We start from the raw sequence: 25,410 nt of genomic DNA on the forward strand, positions 1-25,410 counted from the left end.
GAGTGGGGAACGGATGGATACAAATAAAACAATTCTGGAAATGATTAAAGGGAAATTGGTTGTTTCCTGCCAAGCATTACCTGAAGAACCGTTGCACAGTCCATTTATTATGGGGAGAATGTCCTATGCGGCTTACTTAGGCGGAGCTTCGGGAATTCGAGCAAACAGCGTAGCGGATATTCATGAAATTAAGAAAAGTGTCGATTTGCCGATTATCGGGATCATCAAGCAAGTATACGATGGATCGGATGTTTTCATCACGCCTACTATGAAAGAAGTCGATGCGCTTTGTCAGGAAGGCGTAGATATGATAGCAATGGACGCAACCGACCGCATAAGACCGGATGGCTCCACGATTTCAGATGTATTTCCGCAAATTAAAAAGAAGTATAAGAATCAGCTCTTTATGGCGGATTGCTCGACGTATGAAGAGGCGGTCACTGCGGTCGAACTCGGTTTTGACTGTGTGGGTACAACATTATGCGGTTATACAGAAGCAACGAAAGATAAGTCTTTGCCAAATTTCGAATTGGCCGAGAAACTCGTGACGACATTATCCATTCCCATTATTGCTGAAGGTGGCATCTCGACACCTGAAGAATTGAAGCGATTATTTGATCTAGGTATCTACTCGGCTGTTGTAGGATCCATCATCACACGACCGATGGAGATTACCAAACGATTCGTTAAGGCGATCCAATAGCCTATGAAAATTTTAGCGGCAGATATTGGCGGTACCAATACCAAGATGGGTATTTGCGATGAACGAGGGAATGTCGATCAATATAAGGAATATCCCACTGAAAGCCTCAAGGGTGGCCCTCATGTCATAGAGAAATTGCTTCTCCAGCTTGCGGTGTATGCGGATTACGATGCGATTGCCATAAGCACAGCTGGACAAGTTAATTCCGAAGAAGGGTATATTGTTTATGCAAATGAGAATATTCCAGATTACACGGGAATGAAAATCAGAGATATCGTTGAAAATCGATTCAAGAAGCCTGTTAGAGTTGAAAATGATGTCAACGCGGCAGCCTTGGGCGAGGCCTATTTCGGCGCAGCGCAATCGTTTCAAGATTTCTTATGTCTTACGTTCGGGACAGGTATCGGTGGAGCGATCGTTATCGATCGCCAGATCTACCGAGGAGCTAAGGGCGTAGCTGCGGAATTCGGTCATATCATTACGCACCCTTTACCCGACAAGCGCGGTGGAGAGAGAAAGCCTTATTATGAAAGCTATGCCTCCACGACTGCATTAGTTCGAATGGCGAGGCACGTAGATCCAGAATGTGTGGACGGGAAGGTTTTTTTTGGTAAAATAAGAGAAGGAAACGAACCATTACAGCAGGTCTTGCATGCTTGGGCGGCAGAAGTAGCCGTTGGCTTAGCTTCAATTATTCATATTTTTAATCCCTCGGCTATTATTGTAGGGGGCGGTGTGATGGAGCAAGAGGAACTCGTTCGTGCAGTCGAGGCACAAACGCAAGATTTGATCATGGATAGTTTTGCAGACGTGAAAATTCTTAAGGCTTCTCTGGGAAATAAGGCTGGTTTATTGGGTGCGGCCTCATTATTCTTACGCTGAAAGAGGCGCATTCGCATCATTGTTGCGCATCATGTCTGAATCTTGAGGCTAAGAGGGTGATCGTGTGCGCGCAATCAATATTTTTACAACTATTCATTCTAAATATAACAACCTAACAACGACCGAAAAAAAAGTGGCGGACTATGTTCTGGAGAACATAGACAGTGTTGTCTACATGTCAATTACAGATCTTGCAGATGTTTGCGGGGTTGGCGAATCTAGTATATTCAGGTTTTGCAAATCCTTGAGCTACAAGGGCTACCAAGATTTCAAAATTGCCCTGGCACATAGTATCACCGTGGAAAATGAAATTCCGCAGCTGACGGAAAAGGTATTGATGAATGATTCCATCGGACAAGTTGCATCCAAGGTTCTGTCAACCAACATAAGTGCTTTAAACGAAACGTTTAACTTAATTGATAGCTCCAAAATCGATGAAGCTATTAATTACTTGCTTGGAGCAGAAAAAGTCATATTTTTCGGTGTTGGCTCATCCTTAATGACAGCTATGGAAGCGAAAATTAAATTCATGCGCATCACCAACAAAACGGAATGCACGATCGATTCACATCTTCAGATGATGTCGGCGGCGTTGATGACCAAACGGGATGTGGCCGTGATCATCTCGTATTCGGGCTCAACCAAGGATACGATTGAGGTGGCCAAAAAGGCGAAGGAAAGCGGGGCTACCGTCATATCGATTACCCGCTTTGTCAAGTCGCCATTAACATCGTATTCTGATCTTACGCTGTTATGTGGAGCTAATGAAGGACCTCTGCAAGGGGGTTCCTTGTCGGCGAAAATTTCGCAGCTCTATTTGTTGGATGTCTTATATGTGGAATATTTCAAAAGATCCTACGAGGAATCGATTAGGAACAAGGAACATACAGCGGAGTCCGTGGTCGTGAAATTGCTATAAAGGATTACACATGTGCAATGGGGGAATAGTCCATGATTTTGGGTACAATGTCATTGTGGGAAAAACAAAGTAAATTTGAACATAAAGTTATCGTAAGAGCTTTAGAGGAACTTAATCTACTGCTTAAAGGTGACGCGCCCGAAGGTCGAGTAGAGATCCAAGGTGATCAGATGTACGTATCGTTTATGGAATTCGATGCTAAGCCGATGGACGAGCAGTTAGCTGAGAAGCACGAGTCGTATATTGATATTCACTACTTAATCGATGGTGAAGAGACGATCGGTTGGTTTGCGGATCGGGAAGAAATCCGTGCGGTTAAAGCCTATGAGAGTGAACATGATTATGCGTTATATGATCCATCGGCAGGCGAGATTTTACTTCATCTCAAACCAGGCATGTTTGCTGTCTTTTTCCCTAACGATATTCATAGACCTGGCATGGGGCAATCATCGAAAATCAAAAAAGCGGTAGTTAAAGTTCATGTGGGGCTGTTACAGCCTTAGTTCGACTAGCCAAAGGCCTCATTCGCAGTTTATGCGAAGGGGCTTTTTGAACATGGTGACACGTTCGTTTGGCCGAATTTGCTCCAAGAATAAAAGGGCTTGGAGATCAGCGAGCTGAGCAGGCTGTTTATCTGACATCTGAATGCGGAAAAGAGTTAAATACATCGCGCATCCCCTCATCAGGACTAAATTTATGTCATATAACATAACGCAAAAGATGGTTTTCAACAAGAATGAATTAATTGTGTTATATATATTGACATATGAAGCTAATCTAAGTATGATAAGAACAAAAGTAAGACAACGAAGAAACAACCGCATAGCAAACTTGTTTTCTAGGGTTCCGCGATAGAATGAAGGCTGTCGGTCAGGTCCAAGAGAAGACACACGATGACTAACGCATCGTGCACACGGAGGGATAAAAGCCCGGGAGGATATCAGGATATGATATCATTCCGGGCTTTTTCCTTATCATTTTAGACAGAGAGGGAGTTCGGAGAATGAGACAAAAGACAATATTTCTGATGTTGGCGGTATTATTAACTTTTACAGTTATCAGCGGGTGTGGAAGCAAAGAGGCGAGTACGCAAGCAGGAGGTAGTAAGGAGCCGATCAAGTTGGCGCTTAGTCCATGGCCGGGTTGGTTCGTGTGGTACCTCGTGAAGGAGAAGGGCTTTTTTGAGAAAAATGGCGTGAATGTCGATCTGGTCTGGTTCCCTGTATATAGTGACTCCTTATCTGCGTTAGCTTCAGGGAAAGTAGATGCGAACAGTCAGACGTTAAGCGATACATTAGCTCCGGCAAGCAAAGGCATTAAGCTGAAAGCTGTGCTTGTGAATGATAATTCCAATGGCGGCGATGGTGTTGTCGTGAAGCCAAGTATTAATTCTTTGAAAGATTTGAAAGGCAAGAAAGTGGCAACGGAGCTTGGAACGGTTGATCATCTTCTGATGCTGACAGCGCTTGAGAAAGCAGGATTAGCAGAGAAGGATGTCACGTATACGAATATGACAGTTAACGATGCTGGGCCGGCATTCATTGCGGGTAATCTAGATGCAGCCGTACTCTGGGAGCCATTCCTAAGCAAAGCCATCCAAGAGGGGAAAGGGAAACTGCTCTTCTCATCCAAGGATACACCAGGATTGATTCCTGACTTGCTCGTGTTTAAAGAAGAAATTACGAAGAATCGCCCAGACGATGTGAAGAAAATCATTAACGCTTGGTTCGATGCCTTGGATTATTGGAAAGCAAACCCAGAAGAGTCACTGAAAATTATGGCTAAAGCGGCAGAGACGCCGATTGATGAATACAAAGCTGGCGTGGACAGCGTGAAGATTTTCCAACTCGAGGATAACGTCAAAGCCTTCACCAAAGGGGATTCCTATGAATCGCTCGCGTTTACGTCAGGCAAGACGGCCGAATTCTTGAAAGGCTTAGATATGCTGAGCACAATTCCCAAAGCGGAAACCTTCTTAGATGGTCATTTTGTGGAGGAAGTCATGAAAGAACGTAAGAAGTAAAGGCTGAAGGGGAGGGCTGCAGATGGAAACGCTGGTAAAAAAAAGACGCAAGTCCACTATGTTTGCCATACGAGGTGAAATTAGCCGTAAATCATATTTGTCGGGTGTCGTGCTTATCATTGCGGTAGTGTTGCTGTTCTGGAGCATGATGAGCTATGGTAATTTGGTCAACCGCACATTCCTACCCACACCGGATCAGGTGCTCCGGCAGTTTGGGATTCAATTGCAGAACCCCGTGTTCTGGCAAAATGTTTGGATAAGTATTTTTCGAGTGGGTGGTGGATTCTTGCTTGCTTGTCTCATCGGGATACCACTTGGGATTCTGGCGGGTACGTATCGGTTTGCTGAAGCTATCCTAGTACCACCTACTGAATTTATTCGTTATATGCCTGCGACGGCGTTCATTCCCTTAATCATGGTCTGGGCGGGGATCGGCGAGTGGGCGAAGGTCCTTGTCATCTTCCTGGGATGTTTCTTCCAATTAATGTTGATGGTTGCAGACAATACGCGGTCAGTGTCCAATGATTTACTGCAAACCTCGTATACACTCGGTGCGAAACGCTGGCAAGTGATCGAGAAGGTGCTGATTCCTGCACTGCTTCCAGATTTAATGAACACATTGCGATTAATCATCGGGTGGGCATGGACTTATCTAGTTGTAGCCGAACTGGTTGCGGCTAGCAGTGGTCTAGGATTTTCGATTATGAAGGCGCAGCGGTTCTTGAACACGGATCAAATATTTGTAGGCATTATTGCGATTGGTTTGCTGGGCTTATTGACGGATCGCACATTTGCTTATTGTCATAAACGGTTTTTCCCATGGTTGGAAGGAGGGCGTTAAGAGTGGAAGCATTGAACCTAGATTACAGCAACGTGCCTTCTGAGGGGACAATTGCAGGTGCTGGTGTGCGGAAAATCGAAGCCGCCGAGGTTACGAAGGTGTACAGTTCCAAAAAGTCACAATTCGTAGCCCTAGATCGTGTGTCCTTTCACGTGGATGCGCACGAGTTTGTCAGCTTCGTCGGGCCTTCCGGCTGCGGGAAATCTTCCTTGCTGCGCATTATTGCTGGCTTAGAGCCTTTGACGATGGGGGATCTGAGCATCAATGGGCATGAGATTGAAGGTCCTGGCGCGGACAGAGGGATGGTCTTCCAGAGCTATACATTATTCCCATGGCTATCGGTGAGAGAGAATATTGAATTCGGATTGACGTTGAAGGGTGTTCCCCTGTTCGAAAAGAGGGCCATATCCGACCACTTCATGGAATTAGTCGGTTTGCATAAGTTCGCGAAATCGTTGCCGAAGGAGCTTTCGGGCGGGATGAAGCAGCGGGTCGCGATCGCGCGAGCACTGGCGAATAATCCGGATGTGCTGCTCATGGATGAACCATTCGGCGCATTGGATCCGCAAACCAAGAACGCCATGCAGGAGCTGCTGTTGCGTATATGGGAGAAGGAAAAAACGACCGTTGTGTTCATCACGCACGACATCGAAGAAGCCATCTTCCTATCGCAGCGAGTGTATGTGATGCAGGCCCATCCTGGCACGATTCGCAGTGAGATTGTGATTCCACGCGGGCTGCGGCATGTGGAGGATGTGAAGGATTCTGAAGCTTTCGTGAAGCTGAAGAAGCAGATCATTTCGTTGATTGGGCATCACGACGATTGAGAGGTGAAGGGGCATCAGAGGCATGGCATCATGGCAGAGTAATCTGTTGTGGTGCCTTTTGCGCTCGGTATGGTTGGGGAGCATTTACAAAAGGATGCAGCTTGTTTAATCGGTGGGATTGGTGAGATAGATGGGTTAGGCGAAATAACTGGAAAATATCCAGCTATTTCGGTGTCTTCTCCAGTTATTCATTTTACCCTATAGCAGCAACAGTTTTCCGGCATAAGGACAGAGATTTGACGAGCAATCGCCTTCTAGCTACAATGAGTTTAAGCGTTTCAAGAATGAGGGTATGGGATGAAAAAAAGTAAACAAGCTACCATCGTCGATGTTGCCTCTGAGGCTGGTGTATCCATTGCGACGGTGTCGAATGTTATAAACCGTAGGAAAGTTCCGATGTCACCGGAAACGATCCGTAAAGTAGAAGAAGCAGTAGTGCGACTAGGTTATCGCCGTAACGTTATGGCCACGAATCTAAGTCGGCGGCGCTCGAATGAGTTAGGATTGATTCTCCCGCATTTTGGCGGGTATTATGGCAGATTTGCTGAGAAGCTGGAGCAGAGGTTTCACGGCTACGGTTATCATCTATCTGTATTCTCGGCAGCAGGAATGGATCCTGAGGTGGAGACGCGGCATATTGAGCATTTACTGCAACGACGCGTAGACGGACTAGTTTCACATGGCTTGGCGATCAGCATGCACTCTACCCAGCAATTAGTGGGTGAGGGGACGCCGCTTGTTATTTTTAATGGCTGGGGTTGGCCGAATGAGATAACGAAACTGGCTGTGAATTTGGATTTTGCCAAGGCGTCGAGCCAGGCTGTTCAGTATTTTCTGTCGCATGGTTGCCGAGCTGTTTTCTATGCCGGGAGACGTAAGGGAATGGGCGCGAACGAGCAGCGCATCGAGGGATTTCTAGCGGGACTAGGTGACCGTGCTGAGACGGTGGTGCATGCGCTTTTGGATGCAGGAGAGTTGGGTGTGGCTGGGATACTGGACGAGGCACTGCGTGTGAGCGGTGAGTTGCGGCCTATCGGTATTTACACATTCAACGATGCGCTGGCGCTGGAGTTGATTGCTGAATGTCATGCGCGCGGCATCCGTGTTCCCGAAGAGATACAGTTCATTGGGATGGATAATGAGCATTTTGCGAAGGCGAGCATTCCTTCTATTACGAGCTTCGAGATGCCAGTCGAGCTGCAAACGCGTTTGGTGGCGGCCTTTCTGATGCGGCAGATGGGGGAGGAAATCGACGAGGAAAGCGCGAAGGAGCTGGATGCGTACTTGGCTCAGAGGAATGGGCATGATTTGCTCATTGATATGGAGATGGTTGTGCGTAACTCTACGCAGAATGAAATAAACCGTTAGTCACCTAGGGAGGTGATTAACGGTTTGTTTGTTTCCAACGCGAAGGGTCTGTTCTCTGTGCAAAAGGAGGTAGTTATCGTTAGTGGTCGTTTAGACGCTTGTTTGATTTTGTTGTTTCAGCTGCTTTTGCTGCCTCAGAAAATCTTTCCCATACTCGCCGTGTGGATTAATGTCCGCATGTTCGATTTGAATCGTGGCATGCTCGATGCCATATTTGGACTTCAGCGTCTCATTAATCGCGAGTATGACGCAAAAAGGTTGAATATTAGGACTAATAAACACGTGCGCTGTCAGGGAATAATGGTCGGTCGAGACGGCCCAGAGATGCATTTCGTGGACATCTTCTACGCCTTCAACCTTCGCGATCACAGAGCGGATTTCGTCTAGATTAAACTTTTCAGGGACGGATTCCATCAGGATCATGAAGGATTCTCGAATAATTTTGCCCCCACCTGTAAAAATAATGCCCCCAATCACAACTGAAATCAACGGATCGAACCAGAGGAGACCTGAGTAATAAATAACAATCGCCGAAATAATGACACCAACCGAGCTTAGCAAATCTCCGAAAAAGTGCCAGAGCGCGCTTTGCACGTTCAGATTGTCTTCCTCCTTGACGCTGTTATGAAGAACCAACGTGAGCACAAGGTTTACAACGAACCCGATCGAGGCAATGCCCAGCATGAGTCCCAATTGAATCGGTTGGGGGTGGAGGACGCGCTGGATGGCTTCGATGCAAATGCCCAATGCGATGATGCAAAGCGCCAATCCATTGAGAAAGGAAGCGACAATCTCAAATCGCAGAAATCCAAAAGTGAAGCGGGCATTGGGCTGGCGCGTAGCAAGTTGGATGGCAACCATGCTCAGGCCAAGCGCAAAGACATCTGAAATCATATGAGCCGAATCGGATAATAGAGCTAGGGAATTCGAAAGCACCCCACCGATAATTTCAACCAGGGTAAAAAATGCCGTTAAGATGAGGGTGACCCACAGGGTTTTTCTTGACTTACTTTGTTCTTTCACATGGTGGAGATGATGATAGTCATACTCGACGCTCATAGGGTTCCTCCTTATTTAGAATTATTCTAATTAGTATATAATTAGTATATGCCAATTGGGGGAAACGTGCAACTGGAATTGGGGAGGAATTTGAGGGCGAGGTGGGGGAGGGGCGGAGCGGAGAACGTAGACAGGAGACTGGAGACAGCAAATTAGAATATAAAGCGTTTTCTAATTTGTAACAGAAATGAAATATTCCTGTTATGGTTCCATAATGTTCACTTGGTAATATAATAAACAAGACCCCCTTTTTAATATAAACTTTTAGAACCCGGCCCCGTTGGCTGGGTTCCTTTTTTTATGTCTAGGCAAATGACCCTTATATCTTGAATAGGGACTAATAGAATGTTTGAAATGATTTTGGAAACGATAATCTAACATTCTTTGACAAATAATGCTAGGCGATTAGTTTATGAGTAACTATAATTGGAAGAAAGGAGTAAAGATACAAGCTTTATAAAAGGGGACATGACATGTCGAAGGAGCTAATCATATTTAAGGCAAATACGGATGCGGTCGGAACTAATAGGGGTTTTGTGTTTCAATATTTAAAGACTTTAGTTCAGTGGCTAACTAATTACCGTGAAAATATTGGGAACCTTATCTACTGTGAAGTTGAGGATGATATTAAACAAGTAAATAAATCAAGAACAAACATAAAGTGGACACAAGTTAAGTGTTACTCGTCTGCTTTTAATCTAGGCAGCGATGATATTCACAAGACTTTGTACAATTTTTTTGTGTTATTTGCTAGTCATGATGTATCTGAGAGCTATTTTAGTTTTGAATCAAATTCAAAACCTTCGGGAAAAGATGAATTATTTAATGAATGGATAAATAAGCAACCAGTCACTGAGAAAGATTTGGAACTACTCGCTAAATTGGTTGTTTATCTACAAAAGACATTAAGCGCGAATATTGAAGAGGTGAGCGCTTCACTTCTTAAGAATATTACTAATAAAATTGCCACAATAGAAAGCAAAAAAAGTTCAGCGGCTAAAATGCAAGGGAAAAAGGTTATTGATGAACTAAAAATTGAATATCAATCCATCGTAAGTCTCTCTAGGGTTTTGAATTTGAAATTATCAGACAATGAATTGATGTCAGACTTCATTAAACGAATAGATTGGGTGTTTGACTATATAAATCCAAACGCATCTATTACAAAGTTAAAATCAGATGCTATGAAGCTACTTAGTGAAATAATTCCTAAGCATGCATCAGTTGATTTATATTTTTATAGATTATTATCAGAGATTTTTTTGAAGTCAACGGAAACAGAAATTAATGAGCGTAGTCTAGATACTGATTTAATGGAAGAAATACTTAATGAAACGGAAGAACACTTGAAAGAACATACGAATCAAGAACTTGTTCTGAAAATTGATGAACTTGAGTCGACGATAGCTAAGGGATTTAGTGGTGTAAATGTGCAGTTAGGTATAATTGAGCAGAAACTTGATGTATTTAATGATAAAAATGTACTTAAAAAGCATAAGTATAGTTCGCAATGGTTTAGGGGGAGAGTGGAAGAAAATATTAGAAATATAGGAAATAGATATTCTGAAAACCTCAACGTTGAATTGCAGATTTCAGAGTTGATTGATGCGATCGAACTAAACGATAAATTTAAAAAAAGTGTGATTGATAAATGTGAGGAATTAATAAGAGATAATCTTTTTTATAATCATGCTGATAATGAGATAACGAATATTTTAAAAAAACTCCAACAAATTATGGGGCAGATTTCTTCAAATAATAGGATAAATAAATGTTTGTGTGAAGTCGAGGAAGTAGTTATCTCATTAAAACGATATATTGATGAAAGTAATGTTCATAGAAGAAGCAGCTATTTCTTGGAAAAAATTCAAGAGATGTATACATATTTGCAAGATACCTCTTTTCAAGCTGCTCTAAATCCTTTTGTGGTTGTTACTGGTAGTGCGGGAGTTGGGAAATCACATTTCATGACCAATCACGCTCTAAGGCGATTAAATACAAATAAAATTAGTATTTTTTTGTTGGGCCAATTAGTGAATTTCGAGGACTCATTCCTACAACAGATAAAAAAGCAATTAGATATTCCTATTGATGAAGATATGGATGACTTTTTTGAAGTGTTCAATGAGTATGGGATTGAACAGAACGAACGAGTCATTATATTCATTGATGCACTAAACGAAGCCACTTCCAAGAAAATATTGCAAAGTTCAATTAGTGGTTTTGTGGAACGTATGAAAAGATACAGTAACATCGCTCTAGTAATGAGCGTGAGAGATACATATGAGAAGGAAGTCATTCCTGCAGATTTTTTTGAAATTAATGATGTTATGCGAGTGGAGTTTGATGGGTTCGATAATATCGAGCATGCAGTTAGAGAGTTTTTTAATTACTATAAAGTCCCGTTGACCTTAAATGACTGTCTAAAGTATCAATTCAAAAACCCGTTATTTTTAAAGGTATATTGCATATCATATGATAAACACAACTCTGCTGATAGTATTGAAGGTATATTTAATAACTACTTCAGAACGATTAATAATAATTTAAGGTTACGGATAGAAGGCTATCCCAAGCATGGAGATTTAGTTAATTTAGCCTTGTCCTGTTTTATTGATACTAAACTAAAATACAATAATAGCTATTTGCTTTATGAGGTCGCTTCTAGAGAAGTTAACAATCAGATGGCATTCTTAAAACTAAATGTGAATTTTTTTGACGAGTTAGTAAATGAACAGGTAATAACCGTGAATACAATCAAGCGTAACTCTAAAACGGATGACATCGTATATATTACTTTTGAATTATTTAGTGAGTTCATTGTCGCAAAAAGAATTATTGAAGCAAATGAAATTAACAAATACAATACGAACTTGAAAAACTTTTTCTCCGAAATGAATCCGTATTATCATTTACTCATGGACGATTACTCTAATCAAGGTATTTTTGAAGCAATAGCCGTTCAGCTTCCGGAGATAGCAGCTCCCGAATTGGAGATGTACTATTGGCCACGTGACATATTAAGATATGATTCAGTTAATTTGGAGAAGGCCTACTATAATAGTCTCAAGTGGAGAAGACCAGAAGCGATAACAGGAATAAGCCATTCTTTTATACTGAACGAAGTATTAGTGTTAAGTTTTTCATCTCCGAGAAAACTATATAAGTTCTGGGATGAAGTTTTGAAATTTTCCATTGATAAAAAACACTATTACAATGCAAATTTTTTATATGAATCCTTAATGAATATGCAATTGGATGATTTTAATGCTCTCTGGACCGTTTATGTTAGTGAGGATTTTAAAAAGAATGATTGTTTTACGCAAATAATGAAGTGGGCATGGAAAGATCATACAGAGAGTTTGGGATTTGACGAAGAGGCATTGTATTTGTTAGGCATGAATATTACATGGTTTATGGCAAGTACAGATGATCAAGTTAGAGATGTCTCAATAAAATCATTGGTAAAGCTTTTTAAGAATCATATCCATATTTTGTTACATCTCATCAGGAAGTTTAGATTTGTAAAAGATATATACATAATAGAAGGGTTATTTTGTGCTACATATGGGTGTGTTTTAAATAGTAATTGTTTGGATGAAGTTGAAAAGCTTGCCGATTATGTATTCAAAGAGTTTTTTGATGTAAATGAAGTTATTCATTCTGCTATGATTCGTAGTTACCTAGTAGGAATCATAGAGTATGCATTGTCTAATGGACGTTGTAAGAGTATTGATATGAGGTATATTAAACCGCCTTACACAAATAGGTATACTTACTATGAAGTAAACCAAAGTGATATTAGTAAGCTTAGGAAAGATTCCATGAGTGATGATTTAATGCTATTGGATCCATATTACGCGTTCCGTAATCGTGTAGAAATAGATATTCATTATATGTGTCAAAATAAAATTATAAGTAATCTAGAAGCTTGTTATACAAACATCTCTGTTAATAAAGAGGATTATATTCACTTTGAACTGTCGAATACTATTGACTATATTTTACCGGAATATAGGGTTAACTTCGTAAGAATGGTGATTAAAGAAATATTTGATATGGGGTATAATTACATCAAATTTGGAGAGTTCGACTTAAGTGTGAAGGATGTAGGTGACCATACGCAAAGTCTCGGACAGAAGTATGAGTGGATCGCACTAAATAAAATTCTGTCCATTTATTTAGACCATAACCCCTATATTATCGATAGATATAATGAAGATATCACTATAAAGTTCGAGGGAGTATGGCAATTCATTTTTCATAGAAAAATAGATCCTAGCATTGATTACTTCAGCCCATACGACACAAGAATAGTTGGAGATGATAGACTATTAACTAGTCATGAACTGCTCGATAATTTCAATTCATTAATTGAAATTAAATTAAACGACATCGACTGGATTGCTGTGAATCATATTCTATATAAAATGAACGATAACAAATACAGCTCGACAGACCCATACCTTTTGAAAATGACTGAATTAGAGGAAATGAGGTCTTTTCTAAACCAAGAGATAAATTTGAATTTTCATCCAATTGAAGACTTATATGTAAAGGAAATTTATTGGTCACAAGCATATAGAAACCTACTTGAAAAACAAAGAGGGAAAGATAGCAGTCATCCTTTCCTAAAAGAAAAAATGATTGTCATGTATGTATGGGATATAAATGACGGAGCAATGCGCAATTATATTGAGTTTAGTATTTTATCCCCAGAGACAATACAAGGATTGCAGTTGTCTATGGGCAACACTGTTTTTGAATTTAATAACGTTGAGAATGAACTAGTTTGCCTAAATTTATACGAGGATCAGTATGATGACTTGCTTCTAATAAGAAAAGATTTCATATCAAATTATTTAAAGCGATCGCAGAAAGTAATTGTATGGCCTTTGAATAACCAAGAAACTGATAGCAGAATGATTGTATTTAATGGTTATAATTTGTTTCTTTATTAAAATAAAGGAGTTAATTTCTGTGACCGAATCGAGATTTAAAGACAAAGGTGAAAGTCTATATGATTTCCTTTTTGGTTCAGATGGTGTTCTTATTGAATGCCCTTACTGCAATAGATGCTCTAATGGTGTAAAAATAGGTGTGAATTATGAATATAAGCTGATTTGCAGTAATTGTGGAATATTACCTAATCCAGCTAGTGCCTCATGGGGCAGTGGTACTTTCATGGGGTTAAATTTATGGTTAAGAACTAACAGTTGTGGTCATCTGCTATGGGCTTATAACAGAGAACATCTAGATTTTTTGGATAATTATATTACTTCCTCACTGCGAGAACGAATCCCTAATAGAAATCAGAGCTTAGCAAGTAGACTTCCTGAATGGATAAAGAATAGAAAAAATCGAGAAGAACTTGCTAAAGGGTTACATAGGCTACGAGAAAAGCTTGCCAGTAAGTAAAGGCACGATTTTATCAAAAAGGTGAGATAGTATTGGACGAAAAAAGAAATTATTCGAAAATCATTGTTTTACTTCTATCACTTCTAAGTAGTTTTCTTTTAATGTTAACTTGTCTATTTCAATGGAGTTTAATGGATATCGTCACGCCCTTCTTAATGCCATTTGTCTGGTTATGCGTATTCTGTATTTTTCTTACTACGTTAATTGTTTCGCTCGGTTTTCTTGTAAAAAGAAAGTCATGGAAACCGTTCTTAATACACATGATTTCCATACTTTTGTATTTCTTTTTCCCATTTACGCAATTAATGATAAATCTCGACTTCGCAGTTAATAGAGAAGAAAGACAAGAAGTACTTCAACTAATTGAATCAGAGAAAATATCTCCCAATGTTTCCTATAACAATTCAATCATTCACTTGCCGGAAAAGTATCAACACCTTTCAAAAGGTGGAGGAGATATTTTGATTGAGGATAATGGGCAAGAGGTGTTTTTCTTTACGTTTCGGGGGATTCTTGATAACTTTTCGGGATTTATTTATTCCTCCTATGACCAAGAGCCACAAAATGAGGATTTTGGTGGGGATTATAAAGAAGTAAAGCGAATTGATAAAAACTGGTATTGGGTAAGTTCTTATTAATGGATGGGAGAATTTGATTACATGATAGGTGTGCTACATGATCAGTCCTCACAAAATACTTTACAATTTCTTATCCCACGGATAACACTTCAATAACACTCCATAGCTAGAATAGCAATAGGACAACTGAACAGGGCAAGGGTAGGAGACGCGGAGAAAACCCTTCATGGCAGCAAATGATGGCTAGTGAAAACTAGTCGAGATCATTTGTATGCGTGAAGGGTTTTTTGTGTTTTCCAAAAGGGATAGGAGGATGTCAAGACGATAGAAAGTGGCTTACTTCTGTTAGTAATGTGTACATAAAGATGCATTCATCCATTTTACGAGAAAGGGTTGATTCTATGAAACGGTATAAAAAGGTTTTGAGTAGTCTTCTAGTCGCTACATTAGTCACTAGTTTAGCACCATTTGGTCTAATAAATGTCCAAGAGGCACACGCCGCGGATGATGCAAGAAATTCGCTCGATGTGAGGAAGACGGTTAATGCCCCAGTAATCGATGGGGATTTGGATGAGACCATCTGGTCAATTAACCAACGTTTAACGAAACAAACGGGTAATGGAACGTCTAAAGATAGTAAGTTCGGTATGCTCTGGGACAATAAGTACCTATACATTGGGGTTAAGGCCGATGATGAGAGCCTGATGGCAGCTGGCACGGGGAATTGGTTTGAGCAGGATAACATTAATTTCTTTCTAGATCCTACGATGCATCAGTCTTCTCCATATGCCACAGATGATATGCAACTTGGATTTGTGTATGGAGCGGATTCGACTTCTCCTGAGTTTCACTTTGGGGCTGCGACCAATGGTCAAAGCAGTAAGGATTCGAATAAGATTTTGCGGGCGATCAAGAAAACGGCAACGGGGTGGTCATTAGAAACGGCAGTACCATGGGATATGTTGAAGATGGATCCTGTGCTGACGAAGAAGTTGGGCTTGGAAGTTGGGGTAACAGACCGCTATGGAGCGGACGCTGCGCAGCAAAGAAACAGTTACTGGAGTGCGTACCAATCGAGCTCATTCTGGAATGATACCTCAGGTTTTGGTGTGATAAACCTCATGGATAGCAATCCCGTGACAGATCCGGTGAATCCGGTGCTACTGCAAGAAAATTTCGATGCGAATCCGACGGGCACGATTCCTTATGGATGGATTTCTGATGTGAACGCGGGAAGCCCATCGTTTTCCGTCGTGCAGGATACATACGGCAATGGACGAATGACGTTTGATGGCAAGGCTTCGGGGAAGCAGGGGCGAATTGTCGCTCCGGTCCAATGGGACAACTACACGGTTGAAGCAGATGTAAGGTTCGAATCCGTACTGGATTCAGGAAGATGGGCATCCCTCATGTTCAGAGTCCCATCGACGGGGAAAGTGCCTTACAATCAGATGGCTATCCGTCAAAATGGTACCTATGAATTTGCCTATCGCAAATCGGACGGCGGCTGGTATTCACCAACGCCAATTTCGGGGTCTTGGAGAGCGTTGACGATGAATTCCGATTACACGATGAAGGTACGGATTTTTGGGAATAACGTCAAGGAATATATGAAGGCAAAGTTAGATCCGAGCTATACCATGGTAACCGACACAACCCTGCCTACGACTGTCGTCATGGAAAGTGGCAAGGTAGGACTTCAAGTTGATCAAAGCAAGGTCTCGTTCGACAACCTGAAGGTAACGCGAATCACGGCTGATCGGCTGGATCTCGTTGTACCTGCCACGATGGAAGCGTTGAGCGGACCAATTAGTGTTACAGGCAGTGTGTACTACTCGGATGGTATCAGTGAAGCTATGACCAATAAATCATTCAAATATTACTCCTCGGATGAGTCGATTATCAAAATTTCGAATAATGCCATATACCCAATCAAGGCGGGAAAAGCTATGATCAGGGTGGTCTACGATAGGGCGGAGTTCTTGCAAGAAGTAACTGTAACACCGAGTACGGTGCCAGCGAAAGTAACTTCTCTCAAGCACGATAATGGTTATTTCTTGGCTACAGTAAACCAACCACTACCCTTATCTAGTGTCACCTTAAAGGCAGAATTTAGTAATTTTACGTCAGGAACCGTGATAGGCAGCGATTTGACCTGGACATCTAGCAGTCCTTCCGCTGTTGTGAACGGTGGCAGTCTGAGTGTTCTCCAAAAAGGGGTTTACAGCCTATCTGCTCAAAAAGACGGCGTTACCATTTCAATGTATGTTGTAGCGAAAGAAGCAGCGGATAGCGAATATGTGCTTTATGAAGAAAATTTCGATCAGCTAACGGAAGGAACACTTCCTCCTGGCTGGACACGCAAAGAAGGAACGACAGCGAGCAAAGCTGTTGTTAAAACAGGTGGATTTGAATTGGATGCAGCAGCATCACCAGATAATCCGTCGCGTGTTCTTTTACCAGATTTCCTAGGGGCATTTGGCAATTATAAAATCGAAGCTGATGTGACACATTTGCAAGCTAACGATAATGCCAGATGGCATTCTCTCATGTATCGGATTCAGAATAATGATTATCCGTATTATCAGATGGCGGTTAGAAAAGACGCTACAGCGGCAAACGGTATAGAATTTGCTGAAAGAGATGCATCGAATGCTTGGAATGTCATGGATACGGGGGCTTTTACAGAAGCGATCGACTCTAGCAAATTGTACCATTATACGGTAAAGGCATTTGACAATCGTGTGATGGAGATGATTAACGACAAGGTTGTTGTGGATACGGACAATGCCGGTTTGTATACCAAAGGAAGAATCGGTTTACAAGCAAATGGCAGCAAAATGAGAGTAGACAACATTCGAATTACGCTGCAACAGAATGCGCTGCCGCTATCTGCGACTCAGAAATATGTAAGTGTAACGGAGCCTACGACGAAAATTGCGATGGCTTCCACGGTTGTAACGGAGATTGCGACTGCAAGCGATGTATCCAAACTGACAGGTACGGCCATACCTGCTACGGCTATTTTGCATATTAACCAAGAGCTTAAAGTGACAGAAGCAGGCAACCAAACGGTGATTGGAGATTTGGATGCTATTCTGAGTACGCTTGGTACGCGAACGATGGCTGCCTTCTATGTGAAGGATGAGCAGACGGTAGATGCCTTGGTGCCGTATTTGAAAGCGAATAGCCTTGAGGATGTATTTGTAATATCCGGTAATGGCGATTTGGTTAAAAAGGCTAGACAAGCGTATCCGATCATACGTGGAATTGTGGATTTTACCAGTAAAACGATTGAGAGCCTAGATCAGCTGTTAGAGATTCGTCAGATTACCAATGCAAGCCTTGCGCATATTGCGGTGCTTCCACAGGCTGCTGCTACAAGAGACAATACGAACTATTTGCAATTGCGAACGATCATGGTCTGGGCGAAAAATGAAAGTGCTTCGACAGCTGCTGGGAAAAATCTTGCCTTGCATACGCTGATCACAGCTGGGGTTAATGGGATTGTGACGGACACACCAAGTGCGGCTTTCACGGCTTTAAGCGTGTACGATAAGAACGCAACCCTAATTCGCAAACCGTACATTATTGGGCATCGCGGATTACCGTCGGCTGCGCCAGAGAATACGATTGAAAGTAATATTCTGGCATTAGATAATGGGGCAGATTTCATTGAGAATGATGTATATATTTCTAAAGATGGTTATCTCGTCATTCATCATGATGGTGATTTGAAGGGAACAACGAATGGCACAGGCAACATTGAGAATTATACATTGGCCGAAATTAAGGCGCTGAATGCCAATAAGCCACATCCGACCGACTATCCGAATGTGAAAATACCAACATTGGAAGAACAGATTGACCTTGTTCAGCAGCGGGGCAAAATGATCATGAACGAGATTAAGACGTCCACGCCTGCGGCCATTGACGCTTTCGTTCAGTTGGTTCAATCGAAAAATGCGGAAGCTGACATCGACAACATGTCGTTCGTTGCCAATCAGATCACGCGTATGAACAGCTTAATGCCGACGATGCCTTCCGGCCTTCTATCGAGCTTATCTGGCGGGAACAACGTGAAAGGCATGCTGCGCACAGTACTTAGCTCCATCCAGCCTTTGAATGCAACATTCAATAATGGGTACGGTGGTATCTCGCAAAGTTTCATGGAGGCTGCTAAACATCGTGGCATCTTGATTTCACCGTGGACACTCAATGATCGGCCAACGTTTAATCGTTTTCTCATTAATGGGGCTTGGGGCTTAACGACTGACTATGCCAACTGGGCTGCAGACATGGCTGCGGCGATTACGACGGAGAAGTTGGGGTTCACGCTTAAAAAGGATGAAACAATTCCGATTCCAGCTAGTGTGACAACTTACAAAGGAGATAAGGCAAGTATCACTCCTGAGATTGTGATGTTGGATGGGCAAACATCCTTTGAAGTAAATGGTAATGAGGTAACAGCGACTGGTAAGGGTTCAGGTGTAGGACATGCATTATTACGATACACCTATACGATGAATGACGGTCAAAAGTATGATTTGTATACTCAGCCAATTACACTGAATGCACCGAGTGAGCCAATCGTACCAGACGACAGTGAGCAAGGAGTTGGCAGCGTTGATAGTGGGACGGGAACTAAGAATCCTGCTTTAACAGTGACGGAAGCAATGATTCAATCGGCCAACCAACAATCAGGAGCGGACAATAAGATAATTGTTAACGTACCATTGAATGAGAAGAAGGATCAAGCGGTTGCGATCCTGACACCTGCTGCCATTCAAGCGTTGTCAGATACAGGCCATCGTACAGCCATCATTCAGTCAGAACTTGGCTCATACGAGCTGAATCTGCCAGAAGTAGATCTGCAAGCTTGGGCAAATAAGCTAGGGACGACACAAGATAAGCTGAACTTGACTATTCAAATCTCTTTGAATGCACAAGCTGCAGCAGATGCTAGTGCAACTGGCAAAGATGTTAAAAGGGCTGTTGAATTTACGCTTACGGTAGGAACAGGTGAAGGCAAGGGTGAAGAAATATCTACCTTCAACCAGTTTATTGCTAGATCCATCAAGCTGGATGCCGCAACGGACATGAAGGCAATGGCTGCTGTTCGGGTAGAACAAGATGCGAAAGGCAATACCGTGTATAATCCGGTTCCATTCGTAAAGCAAGGCAATGATGTTCTCATTTACAGCCGCACGAACAGTACGTATCTTCTACTAGCTAACCCAGTGACGTTCAGCGATTTGAAGCATCATTGGTCCAAACAGACCGTGGAATCCATGGCGAATAAAATGATCGTACAAGGTGTAGGGGCTGCGAGCTTTGCACCTGATCGACAAGTAACACGAGCCGAGTTTGCCGCTCTATTGGTGAGATCGTTTGGTTTATCCTCATCCAATGCGATGGTTACAAGCTTTAAGGATGTTCAACCTGCGGATTGGTATGCGACTGCAATTAACCTTGCGGTTGATGCGGGACTCGTAAGTGGCTATGAAGATCACACTTTCCGACCAGATGCTCCGATTTCTAGACAGGAAATGGCGGTTATGATTAGCCGAGCACTTCAATTCGCAGGTTATAAAGGGGAATTGAAACCAACTGGCACGGTCACCTTCAGCGATGAATCGCAAATTGCCGAGTGGGCCAAGAATGCGATCCGAACAGCTGCCACACTGCAGATTATTAATGGCAGAGATAGCAATACCTTTGCACCGCTAAGTACGGGCACTCGTGCAGAAAGTGCAGTGATGCTAAGCCGCATGCTGCAAGCTCTACACTTTTCTAACTAAGAGCTAGGTCAACATCCCCTTCAAGATAAGAATGGCGAAGGGGATGTTAATCCTGAGCAAACAAATGTTTGTTAAGGTTAAAGTGGGGGTGGGGAGCATGTTGAAGAAGTACCCAATTATAGCTTCAGTGACCAAAGACGATCAGCTCGCGAAGGTACTTGAAAGTGATGTAACGCGAGTTAATTTAATGACGGGTCATATTGGCAATTTGGAATCCATCATGGAACAGCTTCATCAGGCAGGCAAGCAAGTGTATGTCCATCTGGAGATGGTTGGCGGCCTTGGCCGGGATGCACACGCAGTCGGGTATTTAGCTGGGAAGTTCAAAGTGGACGGTATCGTTACGACAAAGTCCAATGCCGTTGCGGCAGCTAGACAAGCTGGTATCAAGAGCATACAGCGTATTTTTATTATAGATACGGCTGCGCTACAAACGGCAGTTCGGATGATCAACAGCACACAGCCGGACGAAGTTGAGCTCATGCCAGGCTTGATGCCGAGAGTGATCAAAGAGTTGAAGAGCACAATCAAGCAACCGTTGATCGTCGGAGGGCTTATTCGATACGAGAATGAAATCGCGGAAGCACTAGCTAGTGGTGCAGATTACATTTCCATTGGAGATCCAAGCATGTGGAGTAGACGTTAAGTTTACAAAACAACTATATTCCGCTAATTCTCCGATTACATTTATCATCTATAGTTAAATTATGAATTTCACACCAACTGAAACATCGGGTCGAGACCAGGAGAAAACCCTTGTCCAGAAAAATGTGAAAATAAGCAGGAGCATGCTTGTCATCCTCTGAATTGGCTTGTTTTCGTGCATTTTTGGATAAGGGTTATTTTTATTGAAAGCGAGGCAGTACTGTGACAGATACAACTAGATTTCCTGAACGTGGGATCGATGACAAAATGAATATCCAGCATATGCAGCGAACACACGAAAGGAAAAGCAGTAAGGCGTTGCATACATTCAAAGGCTATTTATTCGATTTGGACGGTACCATCTATTCGGGCAGTAAGCTTCTACCAGGTGTATTGAGCACCGTGAACTGGCTGCGTGAGCAAGACAAATCGCTAATGTTCGTTACGAATACGACGATTCGTACCAAGGAAAGCGTGCATCAACGACTTAACGAACTAGGGGTGCCTTGCGAAGTAGATGAAGTTCTCACCGCTTTATGTGTGGCAGGGAAATATTTTCAAGAGCTTGAGCCGGATGCCATTGTCCTGATGATCGGTGAAGTGGCCATGGAGCAAGAATTAGCGCGTAATGGAGTCGCGACGACGGATAATCCGCTGCATGCGACGCATGTGCTTGTCGGATTAGATAGACAGTTTACTTTTGAAAAGCTAACCGCTGGCGTGAATGCCCTGCGAAATGGCGCCAAGCTGATCGCTGCTAATCCCGATCCTTTCTGTCCGATTGATGATGGGGTGATTCCGGATACATGGTCACTCGTCAAAGCACTGGAAACGGCCAGCCTTCAGAAGACGGTTCATGTGATTGGCAAGCCGTCTGCGTACTATGCGCAGAAAGCCTTCGATCAACTGAATATTCTGCCATCACAATGCTTAATGGTTGGCGATCGGCTGTCCACGGATATTCAATTCGGAAATTCGAACGATATGTACACCGCACTGGTGCTTACTGGTGCTGACACTAAGAACGACATCGCAAGGACAGGCATTGCACCTGATTATATTTTGAATGAGTTAAGTGAAATTAAATTACATCACCTTTAGGAGGAAAAACAATGAAAAAAGCACTCGTATCTTTACTAATGGTAACTATGGTAGCAACAGCTTGCGCGAAAGGTGAGAGCAGTACGGATACCAAGACAGCTGCAGCACCTACAGCAAGCACGGAAGCAACAGCGAACACGAAGCCAGTTGAACTGCAATTTTATTTTCCAGTAGCGGTAGGGGGACCTATTACCAAGTTAATTGATCAGCTAGCTGATGATTTCCACAAAGAAAATCCAACGATTACGGTAAAACCTGTATATGGCGGCAGCTATCAAGATACGATGACCAAGGTTGCAACTGCTGTACAAGGGGGCAATTCACCAGACCTTGCCGTGCTGCTTTCCACCGATTTATATAGCTTAATTTCTATGAAGGCGATTGAAGATCTGACCCCTCGTTTCTCCAAAGAGTATTTCAGCAGCTTCTATGAAGCGTTCATGGGGAACACCAAGTCAGGGGATACAGTCTGGAGCGTGCCTTTCCAACGCAGTACAATCGTGCTCTATTACAACAAGGATTTGTTTAAAAAGGCAGGTCTTGATCCAGAGAAGGCACCTGCGAATTGGACGGAACTGAAGGAATATGCAGCTAAGCTCACGACCAGTGACAAATCGCAGTGGGGTCTTGAAATCCCAAGCACGGGGTATCAGTATTGGATGACGCAAGCTTTATCCCTCCAAACGGGTACTAATATTGTTTCAGCCGACGGCAAGCAAGTGTTCTTCAACAAACCGGAAGTGCAAGAAGCCTTGCAATTTTACACGGATTTAGGACGTAAGGATAAAGTGATGCCAGAAGGTACACTCGAGTGGGCAACGGTTCCATCCGATTTCATTAGCGGGAAAACGGCCATGATGTATCATACAACAGGGAATCTGACCAAAGTCAAAACCGATGCGAAATTCAACTTCGGCGTAGCATTCTTGCCTGCCAACAAAAAGTATGGTTCACCAACAGGCGGCGGCAATCTGTATGTATTCAAAAATATTCCCGATGACCACAAAGCAGCATCCGTTAAATTCATTCAGTTCTTGACACAGCCAGATCGAGTAGCGCAATGGTCTATCGACACTGGTTATGTTGGTACGACGAAAGCTGCTTATGAGACAGATAAGCTGAAGAACTATATCAAAGATTTCCCGCAAGCGGCTGTAGCCAGAGATCAATTGAAGTATGCGGACAGCGAGCTCTCAACTTACCAGAATGGTCAAGTGACGAAGCTATTTAACGATAACATCCAAGCAGCCTTGCTAGGAACGATGACGCCGAAAGAAGCATTGGACAAATCCCAACAGCAAGCGGATGACATTCTAAAAAGCTTTCAAAAATAGCAGCAAGTAGAAGTACCAAAGGCAGGGAAGCGTTCGGCTAACGGAGGTAAACTCCATGTTAGTGGCCTGCGCTTCCCTTCCTCAGGCTTTCACCACTTGTGAGAAAGAGGGAAATTCCTTGATGCAACCGTCACTTCGAACGAAGAGGAAGATCAACTGGAGAGAAAATGGATTCGCCTATGCCTTGCTTTTGCCTTCCCTGCTATTCTTGGGCTTATTTACGTTCTATCCCATCATAAAATCGATGTACTGGAGCTTGTACAGCTCCGACTTCACCGACAAGACGTTTGTCGGCTTGGATAACTATATGCATGTCTTTCAAGACGACATTTTCTTGAAAGTGTTGAGAAATAATGTGCTGATTGCTATCGGCACGGTTCCCGTAAGTATTTTACTAGCCATGTATGTAGCCATTTGGGTCAATAACAAGCTCAGAGGCACAGGCTTATTGCGTGCACTATTTTTCTATCCGACGGTCATTCCAATGATTGCTATCGCCAATATATGGCTGTTTATTTATACACCGAGTTATGGTTTGCTCGATAAGTTTTTAGGCGTGTTCGGCATACCGACCCAACATTGGTTAGGTGATCCGCATTGGGTTCTCTTCTCAATGATGGTCATGGTGATCTGGAAAGAAGCTGGATTTTTTATGATTTTTTATCTGGCTGGCTTGCAGAATCTACCGAAAGAAGTATACGAAGCTGCAGAAATGGAGGGAGCACGTCCTCTCCAAACTTTCCGTAACCTGACGTTCCCTCTCCTAATGCCGACAACACTGTTCGTAATGGTAATTGCCACGACGAATTCGTTTAAATTGGTAGATCACCTGTACATTATGACAAAAGGTGGTCCGAATAACGCAAGTAATGTGCTGTTATATCATATTTATGAGACGGCTTTCAGCTTCTGGGATATGGGCAAAGCATCGGTCCTGACCGTGGTGCTGCTCGTTATCTTGCTTAGTATTTCTATCTTTAATTATGCCTACCTGGATAAACGCATCCATTACTAGAGAGGAGTCAGCATCATGGTCGTAAAAGTCACGAATCGTTTGGTCATCGCGTTGCTGGCGATTGCTTTTGCTGTACCGCTCGTGTGGGCTGTTTTTACTTCGTTTACGCCGTCCAGTGAAGTCATTACCCGAGTGAATCCTTTTGCGGTTCAGCATCCTACCTTTCATAATTATATGGCCGCTTGGCAAACGATACCTTTTGTTCAATACTATTCGAATACGGTTATCATTGTCCTTGGCGTGCTAGCTGCACAACTGATTACGGCAACACTTGCAGCTTATGCATTTGCTAGATTACATTTCATAGGTCGAGGCGTTATGTTCATGCTCTTTCTTATCCAAATCATGATACCGCCTGACATTCTCATTTTTCCAAATTACACGATTATGAAAGAATTGGGCCTGGTTGACACGAAATTAGCGATCATGCTGCCTTATTGGGCATCTTCGTTCAGTGTATTCTTGTTGCGACAAACCTTTAAACAAATTCCCATTGATTTGGATGAAGCTGCGAGGATGGATGGCTGCCGGTGGTGGCAGACGCTCTGGCATGTATATCTGCCATCAGCTAGATCGACCTATATCGCGTTTGGATTAATCTCCGTCAGTGCGCACTGGAACGATTTCATGTGGCCGCTGATCATCACGAACTCTATTGAGACGAGACCGCTCACGGTCGGAATTGCGATTTTTGCCCAATCGTTTGAGACTGGCGCACAATGGGGAACGGTAACGGCGGCTACTGTGTTGGTTATCCTCCCGCTGCTCTCCGCTTTCTTCGTCTTTCAACGTCAGTTTGTAGAAAGTTTCATGCATTCAGGCATTAAATAAAGGGGACCTTTTGGTCCTTTTTTCATTCTCTCACATAAATAACCTAGGATCGTTCCTAGAAAATG

The 25,410-nt window shown here is 42.7% G+C and carries 18 protein-coding genes and 1 riboswitch; of the genes, 17 read left to right on the forward strand and 1 reads right to left on the reverse strand.

The window, feature by feature from the left end:
* The first annotated feature begins 13 nt into the window (after positions 1 to 13).
* The 8 genes from A8708_RS14255 (at position 14) to A8708_RS14290 (ending at position 7,563) form a co-directional block, all read left to right on the forward strand.
* Positions 14 to 703: an N-acetylmannosamine-6-phosphate 2-epimerase gene (locus A8708_RS14255; RefSeq protein ID WP_068664459.1), complete on the forward strand. Its 690-nt coding sequence runs from the start codon at positions 14 to 16 to the stop codon at positions 701 to 703.
* A 3-nt stretch (positions 704 to 706) separates the two neighbouring features.
* Positions 707 to 1,585, forward strand: a complete 879-nt coding sequence (locus A8708_RS14260; protein WP_068664461.1) for an ROK family protein — start codon at positions 707 to 709, stop codon at positions 1,583 to 1,585.
* 64 nt (positions 1,586 to 1,649) lie between these two features.
* On the forward strand, positions 1,650 to 2,504 hold the full coding sequence (locus A8708_RS14265) for a MurR/RpiR family transcriptional regulator (RefSeq protein WP_068664463.1): 855 nt from the start codon (positions 1,650 to 1,652) through the stop codon (positions 2,502 to 2,504).
* 32 nt (positions 2,505 to 2,536) lie between these two features.
* The gene (locus A8708_RS14270; RefSeq protein ID WP_068664465.1) at positions 2,537 to 3,007 is read left to right on the forward strand and encodes a NanQ anomerase/TabA/YiaL family protein; all 471 of its coding nucleotides are present in this window, start codon (positions 2,537 to 2,539) and stop codon (positions 3,005 to 3,007) included.
* 324 nt (positions 3,008 to 3,331) lie between these two features.
* A riboswitch (guanidine-I (ykkC/yxkD leader) is annotated at positions 3,332 to 3,442 on the forward strand.
* 65 nt (positions 3,443 to 3,507) lie between these two features.
* Entirely contained in the window at positions 3,508 to 4,527 is a 1,020-nt protein-coding gene (locus A8708_RS14275; RefSeq protein ID WP_068664467.1) for an ABC transporter substrate-binding protein, read from the forward strand.
* A 22-nt stretch (positions 4,528 to 4,549) separates the two neighbouring features.
* Complete coding sequence (locus tag A8708_RS14280; RefSeq protein WP_068664468.1) at positions 4,550 to 5,368, forward strand: ABC transporter permease; 819 nt, start codon at positions 4,550 to 4,552, stop codon at positions 5,366 to 5,368.
* A gap of 2 nt (positions 5,369 to 5,370) precedes the next feature.
* Positions 5,371 to 6,195, forward strand: a complete 825-nt coding sequence (locus A8708_RS14285; RefSeq protein WP_420848556.1) for an ABC transporter ATP-binding protein — start codon at positions 5,371 to 5,373, stop codon at positions 6,193 to 6,195.
* A 297-nt stretch (positions 6,196 to 6,492) separates the two neighbouring features.
* On the forward strand, positions 6,493 to 7,563 hold the full coding sequence (locus A8708_RS14290; RefSeq protein ID WP_068664475.1) for a LacI family DNA-binding transcriptional regulator: 1,071 nt from the start codon (positions 6,493 to 6,495) through the stop codon (positions 7,561 to 7,563).
* A 90-nt stretch (positions 7,564 to 7,653) separates the two neighbouring features.
* Here A8708_RS14290 and A8708_RS14295 read toward each other — a convergent pair whose 3' ends face one another.
* Positions 7,654 to 8,622, reverse strand: coding sequence for a cation diffusion facilitator family transporter (locus tag A8708_RS14295; protein WP_068664477.1), 969 nt, complete (start codon positions 8,620 to 8,622; stop codon positions 7,654 to 7,656).
* Between the two features lie 473 nt (positions 8,623 to 9,095).
* Here A8708_RS14295 and A8708_RS14300 point away from each other — a divergent pair, with 473 nt between their 5' ends.
* From A8708_RS14300 to A8708_RS14340, 9 genes are all read left to right on the forward strand, one after another.
* Positions 9,096 to 13,583: an NACHT domain-containing protein gene (locus A8708_RS14300; RefSeq protein ID WP_068664479.1), complete on the forward strand. Its 4,488-nt coding sequence runs from the start codon at positions 9,096 to 9,098 to the stop codon at positions 13,581 to 13,583.
* A gap of 19 nt (positions 13,584 to 13,602) precedes the next feature.
* Complete coding sequence (locus A8708_RS14305) at positions 13,603 to 14,040, forward strand: hypothetical protein (protein WP_068664481.1); 438 nt, start codon at positions 13,603 to 13,605, stop codon at positions 14,038 to 14,040.
* Positions 14,041 to 14,300: 260 nt separating this feature from the next.
* Entirely contained in the window at positions 14,301 to 14,678 is a 378-nt protein-coding gene (locus tag A8708_RS14310; protein ID WP_239696684.1) for a hypothetical protein, read from the forward strand.
* Between the two features lie 341 nt (positions 14,679 to 15,019).
* Positions 15,020 to 20,419 carry a glycerophosphodiester phosphodiesterase family protein gene (locus tag A8708_RS14315; protein ID WP_068664485.1) on the forward strand — a complete coding sequence of 1,800 codons (5,400 nt, stop codon included), beginning with the start codon at positions 15,020 to 15,022 and terminating at the stop codon, positions 20,417 to 20,419.
* Between the two features lie 97 nt (positions 20,420 to 20,516).
* On the forward strand, positions 20,517 to 21,065 hold the full coding sequence (locus A8708_RS14320) for a glycerol-3-phosphate responsive antiterminator (protein WP_068664487.1): 549 nt from the start codon (positions 20,517 to 20,519) through the stop codon (positions 21,063 to 21,065).
* 221 nt (positions 21,066 to 21,286) lie between these two features.
* The gene (locus tag A8708_RS14325) at positions 21,287 to 22,165 is read left to right on the forward strand and encodes an HAD-IIA family hydrolase (RefSeq protein WP_239696686.1); all 879 of its coding nucleotides are present in this window, start codon (positions 21,287 to 21,289) and stop codon (positions 22,163 to 22,165) included.
* An 11-nt stretch (positions 22,166 to 22,176) separates the two neighbouring features.
* Positions 22,177 to 23,499, forward strand: coding sequence for an ABC transporter substrate-binding protein (locus tag A8708_RS14330; RefSeq protein ID WP_068664489.1), 1,323 nt, complete (start codon positions 22,177 to 22,179; stop codon positions 23,497 to 23,499).
* 121 nt (positions 23,500 to 23,620) lie between these two features.
* Entirely contained in the window at positions 23,621 to 24,514 is an 894-nt protein-coding gene (locus tag A8708_RS14335; RefSeq protein WP_068664576.1) for a carbohydrate ABC transporter permease, read from the forward strand.
* A 15-nt stretch (positions 24,515 to 24,529) separates the two neighbouring features.
* A complete protein-coding gene (locus A8708_RS14340) occupies positions 24,530 to 25,345 on the forward strand; it encodes a carbohydrate ABC transporter permease (protein WP_068664491.1) in 816 nt (271 codons plus the stop codon).
* Positions 25,346 to 25,410 lie beyond the last annotated feature (65 nt).

It is taken from the genome of Paenibacillus oryzisoli (assembly GCF_001653565.1).
Lineage (GTDB): Bacteria > Bacillota > Bacilli > Paenibacillales > NBRC-103111 > Paenibacillus_E > Paenibacillus_E oryzisoli.